The sequence below is a fragment of the Halopseudomonas xinjiangensis genome (assembly GCF_900104945.1).
Taxonomy (GTDB): domain Bacteria; phylum Pseudomonadota; class Gammaproteobacteria; order Pseudomonadales; family Pseudomonadaceae; genus Halopseudomonas; species Halopseudomonas xinjiangensis.
Genome location: NZ_LT629736.1, coordinates 2,853,804 through 2,867,242, shown reverse-complemented (window position 1 = coordinate 2,867,242; position 13,439 = coordinate 2,853,804). Strand labels below are relative to the sequence as shown.

Sequence of the window (13,439 nt, the reverse complement as noted above, 5' to 3'; positions counted from 1 at the left end):
CGGAGACCGGGATCACCTGCCGCTGGCAGCTGAGCTTAAAGAATGTAGCGTGACAGATCTTCGTTCACCGCCAGCTCGCCGAGGTGCTCGTTGACGTAGGCCGCGTCGATCACCAGTGCATTGCCCTCCTGGGACGAGGCCAGGTCGCCAGCACTGAACGAGACTTCTTCGAGCAGGCGCTCGAGTACCGTGTGCAGGCGGCGTGCGCCGATGTTTTCGGTTTTCTCGTTGACCTGCCAGGCGATCTCGGCAAGCCGGGAGATGGCCTCGGGAGCGAACTGAATCTCCAGCCCTTCGGTTTGCATCAATGCACGGTACTGCTCGGTCAACGAGGCGTCCGGCTCGGTGAGGATACGCTCGAAATCCTGCGGTGAGAGCGACTGCAGCTCGACACGGATCGGCAGACGTCCCTGTAGTTCGGGTATCAGATCCGACGGCTTGGTCAGATGGAAGGCGCCCGAGGCGATGAAGAGGATGTGATCGGTCTTGACCATGCCGAACTTGGTGTTGACGGTCGACCCTTCGATTAGCGGCAGCAGGTCGCGCTGCACGCCTTCGCGCGACACGTCGGCACCGCCGCCGCTGTCGGCACGCTTGCTGACCTTGTCGATCTCGTCGATGAAGACGATGCCGCTCTGCTCGACGACGTCGATCGCGCGGGTCTTGAGTTCATCTTCGTTGACCAGGCGCGCGGCTTCTTCATCGCGAATCATCCGCATGGCGTCCTTGACCTTCAGTGTGCGGGTCTTGCGCTTGCCCTTGCCGAAACTGGAGAACATGTTCTGTAGCTGGCTGGTCATCTCTTCCATGCCGGGCGGCGCCATGATGTCGACGCCGACCGGTGCTTCGGCCACCTCGATATCAACTTCCTTGTCGTCCAGCTCGCCCTCGCGCAGGCGCTTGCGAAAGAGCTGGCGCGTGCTGTTGTCCTGCCGGACCGACTCATCGCCCGATCCGCGGGCAGGCGGCAGCAAGGCGTCCAGGATACGATCCTCGGCGGCGTCTTCGGCGCGGTGGCGTACCTTTTCCATTTCCTTTTCGCGGAGCATCTTCAGTGCAGCATCGATCAGGTCACGGATGATCGATTCGACATCGCGGCCGACATAGCCGACCTCGGTGAACTTGGTTGCTTCCACCTTGATGAAGGGCGCCTGGGCCAGCTTGGCCAGACGACGGGCGATTTCGGTCTTGCCTACGCCGGTTGGGCCGATCATCAGGATATTCTTGGGGGTGACTTCCTGGCGCAGCGCTTCCGGCAACTGCTGACGCCGCCAGCGGTTGCGCAAGGCAATGGCGACGGCGCGCTTGGCATCCTGCTGACCGATGATGTGACGGTCGAGCTCATGGACGATTTCACGGGGTGTCATGGACATGCGTATGTTTCCGGGCGCCTCAGGTATTGGCGTCCAGCTCCTCGATCGTCAGGTTACGGTTGGTATAGATGCAGATATCGCCGGCAATGTTCAGGCTGGTCTCGACGATCTCGCGTGCGGAGAGATCGGTATGCATCAGCAGGGCGCGCGCGGAGGCCTGGGCGAACGGGCCGCCGGAGCCAATGGCGATCAGCCCTTCCTCCGGTTCGATCACGTCACCATTACCGGTGATGATCAACGAGGCATCCTTGTTGGCGACCGCGAGAAGCGCCTCGAGCTTGCGCAGGGCACGATCGGTACGCCAGTCCTTGGCCAGCTCCACGGCGGCACGTACCAGATTGCCCTGATGCTTTTCCAGCTGCGCCTCGAAACGCTCGAACAGGGTGAACGCATCGGCAGTACCACCGGCGAAACCGGCAATGACCTGGTCGCGGTACAGGCGGCGCACCTTGCGCGCGTTGCCCTTCATGACGGTGTTGCCCAGCGACACCTGGCCATCGCCACCGATGACGACCTTGCCCTGGCGGCGGACGGATACGATTGTAGTCACAAGCAGCTCCCAATTGGCTGACGGGGTAAACGGGGCGGCAGTGATCTGCCATCCCGGTTATGTTGGGGCATGGGAGGGGATTTCAACCGTGAGCCTGGTCGATCCGGGCGGGGGAGAAGCACATGGGATTCGATAGCCGCGCTGGGCGCGGCTATGCGGTCATTGCTTGGTGGTGCGTTGTTGTAACAGAAGATTGTCGAAGCCGTTGCCGGCCAGGGTCTTTTGCGCGTTGCCCAGGCTGTTGCGATCCTGGAAAGGACCTACCTGAACGCGGTACCAGGTTTCGCCACTGCCGAGCTTGGCATTTTCCAACTGCACATCCAGGCCCAGCATGATGATCTGGGCGCGCACACGGTCAGCGTCGGCGCGCTGACGGAAGGAGCCGGCCTGCAAAAAATATCGCGTCGCTGGCTGGGCTGTGGCCTTGTCTTCGGTCTTCGGCGGCTCGGTCGGCGCCTGCTCGGGCACGGCCGTCTCCGGCACGATTACTTCTGACTCGGGCAGTAGCGTGTAGAAGTCGTAACGCGGCTGCTGCTCCGCCGGTTTCGCCGGACGAGATGCCTGCTGCGCCGGCTTCGGTGGAACCGCGTCGCGCTTGACGGTCTCGCGGCCGGGTTCCAGCTGGAACAGAAACGCAACGAACAGGCCGATAACCAGTCCGCTGACCATCCATAGCCAGCCGGGAATCCGCGGGCGGCTGGAAGCCTGTTGCCGGCTGGCTCCGCGGGTAGGGGCTTTGCGTCCTTTGGCCATGCTGCTTACATGCGCTCCAATGTGTCGATGCCGAGCAGGTTAAGGCCTTGACGCAGCGTTCGTCCAGTCAGGGCGGACAGGCGCAAGCGGCTGTCGCGCTGCTCCGCTCGTTCCGCGGCAAGCACCGGGCACTGTTCGTAGAAGCTGGAAAAGCGGCCCGCCAGTTCGTACAGATAGGTGCACAACACATGCGGGGTTCCTTCGCGGGCGACGTAGTTCAGCGTATTGCCGAACTGTGCCAGATGCGCCGCCAGCTCAGTCTCGGCGTCTGCTTCAAGTTTCAACGGGGCCAGGTCGTCCAGGTTGTTCATGCTTCGCTCGAGCTTGCGGAAGATGCTCGCGACTCGGGTATAGGCATACATCAGGTAGGGCGCGGTATTGCCTTCGAAGCTGAGCATCAACTCGAAGTTGAAGCTGTAATCACTGCTGCGATGCTTGGACAGATCGGCGTATTTGACCGCGCCGATGCCGACCGCCTTGGCGATACGGCGCAGCTCGTCAGCCGACAGGTCCGGATTCTTTTCCTGTACCAGACGATAGGCGCGCTGCTCGGCTTCCTCGAGCAGGTCGGCCAGCTTGACCGTGCCACCGTCGCGGGTCTTGAACGGCTTGCCATCAGCGCCGTTCATGGTGCCGAAGCCCATGTGCTCGAGCTCCATGCTTTCCGGCACGAACCCAGCCTTGCGCGCCACGGCGAACACCTGCTGGAAGTGCAGCGCCTGGCGTTGGTCGACGAAATACAGCACCCGGTCGGCGTGGAGCGCGTTGTTTCGATAGCGCATAGCCGCCAAGTCGGTCGTGGCGTACAGGTAGCCACCGCCTGCCTTCTGCACGATCACCGGCAGCGGCTTGCCTTCGCTGTTGGTGAACTGATCGAGGAACACGCAGCGGGCGCCTTCGCTTTCGGTCAGCAGGCCGGTTGCTTCGAGCTGGCGAACGATGTCGGCAAGCTCGTCGTTATAGGCACTTTCGCCACGCACGTCATCCCGGCGCAATGATACGCCAAGCCGGTCGTACACGGCCTGGCAATGCCCGAGCGATATATCGTTGAACGTGTGCCACAGGTCCAGGCAGGCCTGGTCACCAGCCTGCAATTGCACGACGCGCTCGCGGGCGCGGTCGGCGAAGGTTGCATCCTCGTCGAAGCGCTTCTTTGCCTGGCGATAAAAGTTTTCCAGATCGCCCAGCTCGGATTCGGCAGCGACCGGGTTTTCTTCGAGATAGGCCAGGAGCATGCCGAACTGGGTGCCCCAATCGCCTACGTGATTCTGCCTGATCACCTCGTGGCCGAGGAACTCGAGTATCCGCGCAACCGCGTCACCGATAATGGTCGAGCGCAGATGGCCGACGTGCATTTCCTTGGCCAGGTTCGGGGAGGAGTAGTCGATCACCACCCGCTGCGGCGGGTTGGCCGGGGCGACGCTCAGATGCTCGTCGGCCAGAGCGGACTCAAGCTGGCCAGCCAGCCAGGCGCTGTCCTGGAAGATGTTGATGAAACCGGGGCCAGCAATATTGACCTGAGCGACCGCCTCATGTGCGGGCATGGCCGCGACGAGCTTCTCGGCAAGGTCGCGCGGCTTCATGCCGGCAGGCTTGGCCAACATCATCGCCAGATTGCTGGCGAAGTCGCCATGCGCCTTGTCACGGGCATTCTCCACCTGGATCGACGGGGACAGATCGGCCGGGAGCACGCCCTGGCTTTTCAGGGTCTCCACGGCTTCGGCGAGCAGCTGGCTGATCAGGTTCTTCATGGGTAATCGAGTGTCCGGGCAGGGCCTGTTGGAAAACCCGGCATTATCCGGCTTAAGTGGGCACTTGCCAAATCGGATGCGCTGATCAGCTCAAAACATGTCCAGCGGATCGACATCCAGTGACCAGCGTACCTTGCGGGCGAGCGGATGGACCTCGAGCTGCGGCAGCCAGATATGCAGCAGCTGATGCAGCACCGACCGTTGCCCCGCCTGGATCAGCAGCTGCGCACGGAATCGACCGGCGCGGCGTTCCATGGGCGAGGGCACCGGGCCGAGCAGTTCGATGCCTTGCAGAGTGTTATCTGTGCAGAGCTGTTCGGCCCAGCTGCAGGCCTCTTCAAGAAACTGATTGGCCAGGGCTGCGGCATTGGCTTCGGCACGCAGCAGCGCAATAAAGCTGTACGGCGGCAGGTTGGCCGACTGGCGCGCGGCCAGCTCACGCTCGGCAATCGCCGGGTAGCCGTGCTCGGTCAGATCGATCAACAGCGGGTGTTCGGCCATGTGCGTCTGAATCAGCACCTGACCGGGCTTGTCGGCGCGCCCGGCGCGCCCGGCGACCTGCGTGATCTGTTGGGCCATACGCTCCGGCCCGCGAAAATCGGCGGAGAACAGTCCACCGTCAGCGTCGAGAATCGCTACCAGCGTCACGTCCGGGAAATGGTGCCCCTTGGCGAGCATCTGGGTGCCCACCAGGATGCAGCGCCCGCCGCTATGGATGCGCCGCAGCATGTCCGCCATCGCCTGCTTGCGCGACATGCTGTCCCGGTCGATGCGCATTACCGGTACGTCCGGGAAGCTCTGCACCAGCTGCTCTTCGGTGCGCTCGGTGCCGGCGCCGAGCGGTCGCAGATCTTCGCCATTGCACTTGGGGCAGTGACGATCCACGGCCCGCTGGCTGCCGCAGTGGTGACAATGCAGGTGGGCTGGCGCCTGGTGCACGGTCATGCGCGCGTCGCAGCGCTTGCACTCGGCTATCCAGCCGCAGTCGTGACACATCAGGGTCGGCGCAAAACCGCGGCGGTTGATGAATACCAGGACCTGATTGCCGGCACGCAGGTGCTCGCCGATAAGCCCCGTCAGCGGTCGTGACAGCCCACCGTCGAGCGGTCGGCTGCGGATGTCCAGACACTCGAAGCGCGGCGGACTGGCGTTGCCGGCGCGTTGGGTCAGGCGCAGGCGCTGGTAGCGCCCACGTTGCACGTTGTGCAGGCTTTCCAGCGACGGGGTGGCCGAGCCTAGCAGCACGCCGGTCTGTTCCAGGTGGCCGCGGTACACGGCGAGATCGCGCGCGTTGTAGCGCAAGCCTTCCTGCTGTTTATAGGAAAGATCGTGTTCTTCATCGACGATGATCAGCCCGGGCCGCGCCAGAGGCGTGAAAATTGCCGAACGGGTACCGATGATCACCCCGGCTTCGCCGTCGCGCGCGGCAATCCAGGCGTCCAGCCGCTCGCGGTCGTTGAGTCCGGAATGCAGGATGACGACCGGCACGCTGAAGCGTTTGCGGAAGCGTTCCAGCGTCTGCGGCGTCAGGCCGATTTCCGGGATCAGCACCAGTGCCTGCTTGTGCTGGCGCAGCGCATGTTCGATTGCCTGCAGGTAGACCTCGGTCTTGCCGCTGCCCGTCACGCCCTCCAGCAGCCAGGTGGCGAATCCCTGTTTCGCGACAATCTCCGCCAGTGCCTCGGACTGCTCGCTATTGGCGGTGAGCGGCGCTTCACGTAATAAAGGAAGCGGCTCGTCGACGTGGTGGTGCGACTGGCTGATGCGTTCGGCGAGCCCTTTGCGCTCGAGTGCTTCGAGACAATCGCGGGTCAGTCCCCACTGGCCGATCAGGGCATGCGAAAGGCCGTGTGGGTGGCGCGCGAGAATCTGCACGGCTTCCTTCTGTTTCGGCGCCCGAGCTATGGCCGGGTGTTCGGGGTAGGTGCCGGTAGTCAGCTTCCATAACCGATCCTGACGCGCCAGCGCCGGTTCACCCTGGCGCAGCAGCACCGGCAGGGCACTGCTCAGCGTATCGCCCAAGCCGTGCTGATAGTAGCTCGCCGTCCAGGTGCATAGTTGCCAAAGGCTCTCGGGCAGCAATGGCTGCAGATCGATGAGTTCGAGCGCGCGCTTGAGCTTGGCGGCAGGCAGCTCGGATGTATCGCTCAAGCCGGCAATTACTCCCACCATCTGCCGGTTGCCGAAGGGTACCCGGACCCGCTGACCGATCCCGCAGTCTTCCGCGCGCACGCCTACCGGGCTGCGGTAGTCGAACAATCGGCGCAGCGGGGAGGGTAGGGCAACCTGAAGAATGGGCACGGATTCGAAATACTCTTGCGAACAGTGGGCAGATGTTAGCATTCTGGGCGCTTGCCGGTGATGCTTGCGTAAGCGCCGGTTTCTGTTATCATCGCCGGCCTGATTTTCCGGTACCTGGATGCGCGTCTGGTATCGGCTTTGAATTATCCAGTGCGGTGCCAGATCAAGTAGGTCAGGTGGCGGCACACCAATCGAGGAACACCCCATGAAAGCTGATCTGCATCCCAAGTACGAAGAAATCCAGGCTAACTGCAGCTGTGGCAACGTGATCACCACGCGTTCCACCCTGGGCAAGCCGATCCACCTGGACGTGTGCTCCGAGTGCCATCCGTTCTATACCGGCAAGCAGAAGGTACTGGACACCGGCGGCCGTATCGAGCGCTTCAAGCAGCGTTTCGGCGCCGTCAGCACCAAGAAGTAAGACTCGCCGGCCGTCATGGCAGGGTTCGAGACCAGAAAGGCGCTCCAGTGGAGCGCCTTTTTTGTTGTCTGGCTTTTCACCGGGCTGGCGCAGGCCGATGCCTGCCGGATGCCCGAGGACGACGCCGTCCGGGTTCACAGCCGTACGGTGTTCGATGGCGACACGCTGGAACTTACTGATGGACGCCGGGTGCGGCTGATCGGCATCAATGCGCCGGAGATCGGCCGCGAGGGCAAAGCATCGGAACCCTTTGCACGCGCAGCCGAGCAACGCTTGCAACAGTTGACCCGCGGCAAGCCCTTGTACCTGGTACCCGGCGAGGAGCCACGCGACCGCTACGGGCGGACGCTAGGCCATCTGTTCGATGCCGGTGGCACCAATCTCGAAGCGCAATTGCTGGCCGAAGGGCTCGGCTTCGCCATCGGCGTACCGCCTAACCTGGACATGGTGCAGTGTCATGCGGCGGCCGAGAAAGCTGCGAGAACCACAGGTCGTGGGCTCTGGTCGGGGCATCCGGTGATCGAGGCATCCAGGCTTGAGCGCGGCGGGTTCCAGATAGTGCGGGGTACCGTGCGCTCGGCGGAAAAGGCCGGACGGTTCTGGTGGCTGGCGCTGGATGGCCAGGTGGTGTTGCGCATCCCCCAGGATGACCGCAACGTGTTGGCCGGTCGAGATCCTTCCGCAATGCAGGGCGAGCTGGTCGAAGCGCGCGGCTGGGTCATCGACCGACGCGGCCAGCGCAGTGTAAATCGGGGTCATCAGCGCTTCATGTTGCCGGTACGCCATGACAGCATGCTGCGGAATGTTGAATGATCGCCGCGCTTCATGCTGCATTCGGCTCAGATGGCGCACCATTATACGAATATGTCCTTGACACCGGTCCGTGAATAACCTTGTTACGACTGGTGCTTTTCGGTATTCTCGACCGCCCGCATGAGCAACCTGACCGGAAAAATAGACAATGTCCGATTTGAGAACCGATGCACTCGCGTATCATGCCTACCCGCGTCCGGGCAAGCTGAGCGTAGAGCTGACCAAACCGACAGCCACTGCCCGTGATCTGGCGCTGGCCTATAGCCCGGGTGTTGCAGAGCCTGTTCGCGAAATCGCCAAGGATCTGGAAAACGCCTACAAATACACCGGAAAGGGCAACCTCGTTGCGGTCATTTCCGACGGCACCGCCATCCTCGGCCTGGGCAACCTCGGCCCGTTGGCGAGCAAGCCGGTCATGGAAGGCAAGGGCGTTCTTTTCAAGCGTTTTGCCGGCATCGACGTGTTCGACATCGAAGTTGAATCCGAAAGCCCGCAAGCCTTCATCGACACCGTCAAGCGTATCTCCTGCACCTTCGGAGGCATCAACCTCGAAGACATCAAGGCACCCGAGTGCTTCGAGATCGAGCGCGCGCTGATCGAGCAGTGCAATATTCCGATTTTCCACGACGATCAGCACGGCACCGCCATCGTGACCGCTGCGGCGATGATCAACGCGCTGGAGCTGGCCGACAAGACCCTTGAAAACGCCAAGATCGTCTGCCTGGGTGCTGGCGCTGCGGCTATTGCCTGCATGAAGCTGCTGGTCAGCATGGGCTGCAAGGTCGAGAATATCTACATGCTCGACCGCAAGGGCGTGATCCACGCCGGCCGCGACGACCTGAACGAATACAAGGCGATTTTCGCCACCGAGACCGACAAGCGCACCCTGACCGACGCTCTGAAGGGCGCTGACGTCTTCGTTGGTCTGTCCGGTCCGGATCTGCTGCCCCCGGCGGACCTGAAGCTGATGGCCGAGAACCCGATCGTCTTCGCCTGTTCCAACCCTGATCCGGAAATCAAGCCGGAGCTGGCCAAGGCTTCGCGTCCTGACGTGATCATGGCTACTGGTCGTTCGGACTATCCGAACCAGGTGAACAACGTACTGGGCTTCCCGTTCATCTTCCGCGGTGCGCTGGACGTTCGTGCTACTCGCATCAACGAGGAAATGAAGATCGCCGCTGTTCACGCGATCCGTGAGCTGGCCAAGGAGCCGGTTCCGGAGTACGTGTCCGAGGCTTACGGCGGCATCAAGCTGGAGTTCGGTCGCGAGTACATCATTCCCAAGCCGATGGACGTCCGTCTGATCGAGCGCGTGCCAGCCGCTGTGGCCCAGGCCGCCATCGATTCGGGCGTGGCTACCCAGCCTTACCCGGCGCACTACCCGCTGAAGTCGGTCGAAGACGTCAAGTAAGCGACCCTCGCGGCAAACAAAAAACCCCGCCTCGTGCGGGGTTTTTTATTTGATGGATCGCCGCGGGTCGCGCTTCCCACGGGACTGCTCATTATTGCTGAAGCGATGTTCGTGGCGGGGCCGACCTGGCCCGATGAGTCTGCGCGCCGCACCCGCGCTTGAGCCTAGCGGTGGCGCTGCGCAGCGCAGTCTGTGGTGTCCAGCGGTTCGATGACGATGCGATCGCCTTCCAGTCTGGCACGCAGCACGTCCCCCGCTGCATCGGGCTCCTCCAGTAGCCGACGGGCCACGGCAGGCTCGACATGATGGCGGAACGCACGTGCCATTGAACGAGCACCGTAGCGGCGATCGAATCCTTGCTCGCCGAGCCATGACTTCAAATGCGTATCCAGCATCAGCTGCACCTGCTGGCGCGCCAGGCGCTGGTTCAATCGTTCCAGAGCCAGATCAACCAGTTGTCCGACCTGGTCGTTGCCCAGCCGCTGAAAGCTCACCCGGTGATCGATGCGGTTCAAAAACTCGGGTGAGAACTGTTTTTCCAGCGCTTCGTCGACCAGTCTGGCTTCGGTGCTGACCTGCCAACCATGTGGCAACCATTTACGCCAGCCGCGGCTCTGGCGCTGCTGATAGTCCCACAGTGCCTGGGCGCCGATGTTGCTGGTCATGAAGATCAAACTGTTGCGGAAATCCAGCGTAGCGGTGCCGGAGCTGAGCCGCAGCTGACCGTTGTCGAAGATATTCATCAAGGCGCGGACTACGGGTTCACTGGCTTTTTCCAGTTCGTCGAACAGGACGATGCCAGGGGTGCCGAAGCTGCCCTCGATGGCCGCCTTGTCGAACAGCGTGGTGCCTTCCTTGCTGCCAACGTAGCCGGGCGGCGCGCCGGTCAGCGAGGCGGCGTAATGCTCCTGCGCCAGGGTGTTCATATCGATGCGGCACAGCGCATCGGCCTTGCCGTGGATCGCCTCGGTCAGCAGGCGCACGGTTTCGGTTTTGCCGACACCAGTTGGGCCCATCAGCAGGATGACCGCGAGCGGTTTGCGCGGGTCGCCGAGTTCGGCCTTGATCACCGTGAGGCTGGCCGCGATGGCATCCAGCGCAGCATCCTGACCGACGATGCGTGAGCGCAGCCGGGCGATGACCTGGTCCGGGTCGAAACGAAAGCGCGAGGTAAGCTTGGGCGCAGTGGCGCCGCTGGTGCGTTGATTATGCTCCAGCACTTCGTTGATAAAGGGCATGGGGTCGATTCCTGTCAGCGGATGAGCACGGAAAAGAGGCGGCCCGGATGGGGCCGCCCGAAACTGCTCAGGCTCCGGCTTCGCGGTCGCGGCCGGGATGGGGCAGCTCGCCCACCGGGCAGTCGGCGACGCCGATGGTGCTGCGAGTCATCTTCTCGACATCGTCGCGCGCCTTTTCGGCATCCAGTACCCAGGTGCGATAGAAGTCGAACGGGCAATCCGCGACGCCGCGATCGCCATCACCGGAGTTGTACATGCCCGTGTAGCCGCGGTGCAGCAGCTTGAACAGATGATTCTGCGACTGGTCATTGGCCCGCGCATCGCGAATCTGCGAAACGGACAGCTGCGCATACTGGATGCCCATCTCTTCTTCGCCGCATTCACCCAGGGTACGGCCGTCGAAACCGATGAGCGCCGAGTGCCCGAAGTAGGAGTACACACCGTCGAAGCCGGCCGCGTTGGCCACCGCCACATAACAGTTGTTGGCCCAGGCCATGGTCTTGGACATCAACACCTGTTGCTCCTTGGCCGGGTACATGTAGCCCTGGCAGCGCACGATCAGCTCGGCACCCTTCATCGCGCAATCGCGCCAGATCTCCGGATAGTTGCCGTCGTCGCAGATGATCAGGCTGATCTTCATGCCCTTGGGGCCTTCGGTGACGTAGGTTCGGTCGCCTGGGTACCAGCCTTCGATCGGACACCAGGGGATGCACTTGCGGTATTTCTGGACGATGTCGCCCTTGTCGTTGATCAGGATCAGCGTGTTGTACGGCGCCTTGTGCGGGTGCTCTTCGTGTTGTTCGCCGGTCAGCGAAAAGATGCCCCAGGTTTTCGCCTGCTTGCAGGCTTCGCTGAAGATGCGCGTCTCGTCACCAGGGATGGTCGTGGCGGTGGCCATCATCTCGTCGTTGTCGTACATGATGCCCATGGTGCTGTACTCGGGAAACACCACCAGGTCCATGCCGGGAAGGCCTTTCTTCATGCCAAGGATCATGTCGGCAATCTTGCGGGCATTCTCCAGTACTTCGTCGCGGGTATGCAGGCGAGGCATCTTGTAATTGACGACGGCGACACCAACGGTATCGGGACTGCTTGAAATATCACCATGACGCATGGCTTTTCTCCGTATCGGGTTGGGGTTTGTCAGGGTCGTGGGCGTTCGATGCCCAGCTTGTCGACCCGGTAGCGCAATTGTCGGAGGCTGATGTTCAAGCGACGCGCAGCCTCCGACTGGTTGTTGTTGGTCAGCGCAAGCATTGCGCGGATGGTTTCCGCTTCGTCCTGCTGGACCCAGTTGTACGAGCGGCCGTAGGCGCGATTTTCCGCGCCGGTGCTTACCGCGACATCGACGGAGGCCGGTGTAGTTGAGGCATGCCGCTGCGGTATATGAATGGAGCTTTCCTTAGCCAGGCTCTGGCGAAGCTTGTCGCCGGTGATCAGATCTTCGTCGCTGGTGAGCGCGGTGCGCTCCAATACGTTCTGCAACTGGCGGATGTTGCCCGGCCAGTCGAAGTGCTCGAGCACCGCAAAGGCGTCCCCGGCCAGGCTCCAATTGCGCTCGTAGTGATGGTTGAGTTCGTTGAGAAAGTGCAGCGCCAACTGCTTGATGTCTTCCTGGCGTTCACGCAGAGGCGGCAGGTGCACGGGAACCACATGCAAGCGGTAGAACAGATCGAGGCGGAAGCTGCCCTGATTGACGGATTCCTGCAGATTGACGTGGGTCGCGGTGATCACCCGGAAATCCACGGGGACCGACTGCATGCTGCCGATCGGATCGACTTTCTTCTCCTGTAGTACACGCAGCAATTTCGATTGCAGGGCTAATGGCATGTCACCGATTTCGTCGAGGAACAGCGTGCCCCCCTCGGCCTGGATGATCTTGCCCAGCTTGTTCTGCGAGGCGCCGGTGAACGCGCCTTTCACATGCCCGAACAGTTCGGACTCGAGTAGCTCGGCGGGTATCGCCGCGCAATTGATGCAGATGAACGGTTTCTCGCGACGGTCGCTCTGCTGGTGGATCATCCGCGCGAATTTTTCCTTGCCGGTGCCGGACTCTCCCAGCAGCATCACCGGCGCGTCGCTGCGCGCGACCTGAATCGTCGAGCGCACCGCATCCATCAAGGACTGGCTGGTGCCGAGGATGCCGTGAGCGAGGCTCTGCTTGAGCATCCCCTCCACCGCGATGCTATGGCGCAGGTTCTGATTTTCCTTGACCAGATGTGCCGTCTGCTCGACGACGAACTTGTGGATGCGTAGCAATTGGCCAATCATCGCCGCGGCGACGCGTAGCAGACTGATATCGTTGTCGAACGGACGTTCATGCAAGCCTTCGCGCTGTACGGACAGCACGCCAATCGGCGTGCCGCTCTCCAGGATCGGTACGGCGATGAATGCCATGCGCCCACCGCCGTGGTGCGACAGCTCGGTGATGCGGTGGATGAACAGCGGCTCCTTGTCTACGTCCGGCACCAGGCCGATCGAGCCGGTACGCATGACATAGCCGGTCACGCCCTCATTGAAATTCAGATTGAAGCGCCCGGCTTTCAGATCTTCCGGTGATAGTCCGTAGGAATAGCGAACCTGCAGGGTACTGGTGGCGGCATCAGGCAGACTGACCCGGCCGCAGTTCAGACCATACAGTTGAGATAGCAGGCGGAGCAGCCCCTGAATCGTGCGCGGCGCATCGAGGGGCTTTTCCATCAGCTTGGCCATTTCCAGAATCACGACCAGTTCGCGCTTCATCTGCTGGGACATCCGTTCCGGGAGGGAAATCGTCATGCTGTGCAGTCTCCGGTACGCAGGTGTGTGGCCCCGTACCGTCTGCGCAG

Annotated in this window: 11 protein-coding genes; 3 read left to right on the top strand and 8 right to left on the bottom strand. The window is 62.1% G+C overall.

Annotated elements, in window-relative coordinates; genetic code table 11:
- Positions 1 to 35 precede the first annotated feature (35 nt).
- From hslU to BLT85_RS13390, 5 genes are all read right to left on the bottom strand, one after another.
- The gene (gene hslU, locus BLT85_RS13410) at positions 36 to 1,373 is read right to left on the bottom strand and encodes an ATP-dependent protease ATPase subunit HslU (RefSeq protein WP_093395666.1); all 1,338 of its coding nucleotides are present in this window, start codon (positions 1,371 to 1,373) and stop codon (positions 36 to 38) included.
- Between the two features lie 19 nt (positions 1,374 to 1,392).
- Positions 1,393 to 1,923, bottom strand: a complete 531-nt coding sequence (hslV, locus tag BLT85_RS13405) for an ATP-dependent protease subunit HslV (protein WP_093395664.1) — start codon at positions 1,921 to 1,923, stop codon at positions 1,393 to 1,395.
- A gap of 159 nt (positions 1,924 to 2,082) precedes the next feature.
- Positions 2,083 to 2,676 carry an SPOR domain-containing protein gene (locus BLT85_RS13400; RefSeq protein ID WP_093395662.1) on the bottom strand — a complete coding sequence of 198 codons (594 nt, stop codon included), beginning with the start codon at positions 2,674 to 2,676 and terminating at the stop codon, positions 2,083 to 2,085.
- A gap of 5 nt (positions 2,677 to 2,681) precedes the next feature.
- Positions 2,682 to 4,427 (bottom strand): arginine--tRNA ligase, encoded by a 1,746-nt coding sequence (gene argS / locus BLT85_RS13395; protein WP_093395659.1) that lies wholly within the window; start codon positions 4,425 to 4,427, stop codon positions 2,682 to 2,684.
- A gap of 90 nt (positions 4,428 to 4,517) precedes the next feature.
- On the bottom strand, positions 4,518 to 6,770 hold the full coding sequence (locus BLT85_RS13390) for a primosomal protein N' (RefSeq protein WP_407920147.1): 2,253 nt from the start codon (positions 6,768 to 6,770) through the stop codon (positions 4,518 to 4,520).
- 163 nt (positions 6,771 to 6,933) lie between these two features.
- Between BLT85_RS13390 and rpmE the strand changes: the two genes are divergently transcribed.
- The 3 genes from rpmE (at position 6,934) to BLT85_RS13375 (ending at position 9,373) form a co-directional block, all read left to right on the top strand.
- The gene (gene rpmE, locus BLT85_RS13385) at positions 6,934 to 7,149 is read left to right on the top strand and encodes a 50S ribosomal protein L31 (RefSeq protein ID WP_093395654.1); all 216 of its coding nucleotides are present in this window, start codon (positions 6,934 to 6,936) and stop codon (positions 7,147 to 7,149) included.
- Positions 7,150 to 7,164: 15 nt separating this feature from the next.
- Complete coding sequence (locus BLT85_RS13380; RefSeq protein ID WP_093395652.1) at positions 7,165 to 7,962, top strand: thermonuclease family protein; 798 nt, start codon at positions 7,165 to 7,167, stop codon at positions 7,960 to 7,962.
- 148 nt (positions 7,963 to 8,110) lie between these two features.
- On the top strand, positions 8,111 to 9,373 hold the full coding sequence (locus tag BLT85_RS13375) for a malic enzyme-like NAD(P)-binding protein (protein ID WP_093395650.1): 1,263 nt from the start codon (positions 8,111 to 8,113) through the stop codon (positions 9,371 to 9,373).
- A 164-nt stretch (positions 9,374 to 9,537) separates the two neighbouring features.
- On the opposite strand, the gene BLT85_RS13370 is transcribed toward BLT85_RS13375, so the two are convergent.
- The 3 genes from BLT85_RS13370 to BLT85_RS13360 form a co-directional block, all read right to left on the bottom strand.
- On the bottom strand, positions 9,538 to 10,611 hold the full coding sequence (locus BLT85_RS13370) for an AAA family ATPase (RefSeq protein WP_093395648.1): 1,074 nt from the start codon (positions 10,609 to 10,611) through the stop codon (positions 9,538 to 9,540).
- A 67-nt stretch (positions 10,612 to 10,678) separates the two neighbouring features.
- A complete protein-coding gene (locus tag BLT85_RS13365) occupies positions 10,679 to 11,725 on the bottom strand; it encodes an aliphatic amidase (protein WP_093395646.1) in 1,047 nt (348 codons plus the stop codon).
- A 29-nt stretch (positions 11,726 to 11,754) separates the two neighbouring features.
- Positions 11,755 to 13,389 (bottom strand): sigma-54 interaction domain-containing protein, encoded by a 1,635-nt coding sequence (locus tag BLT85_RS13360; protein WP_093395645.1) that lies wholly within the window; start codon positions 13,387 to 13,389, stop codon positions 11,755 to 11,757.
- Positions 13,390 to 13,439: the final 50 nt, after the last annotated feature.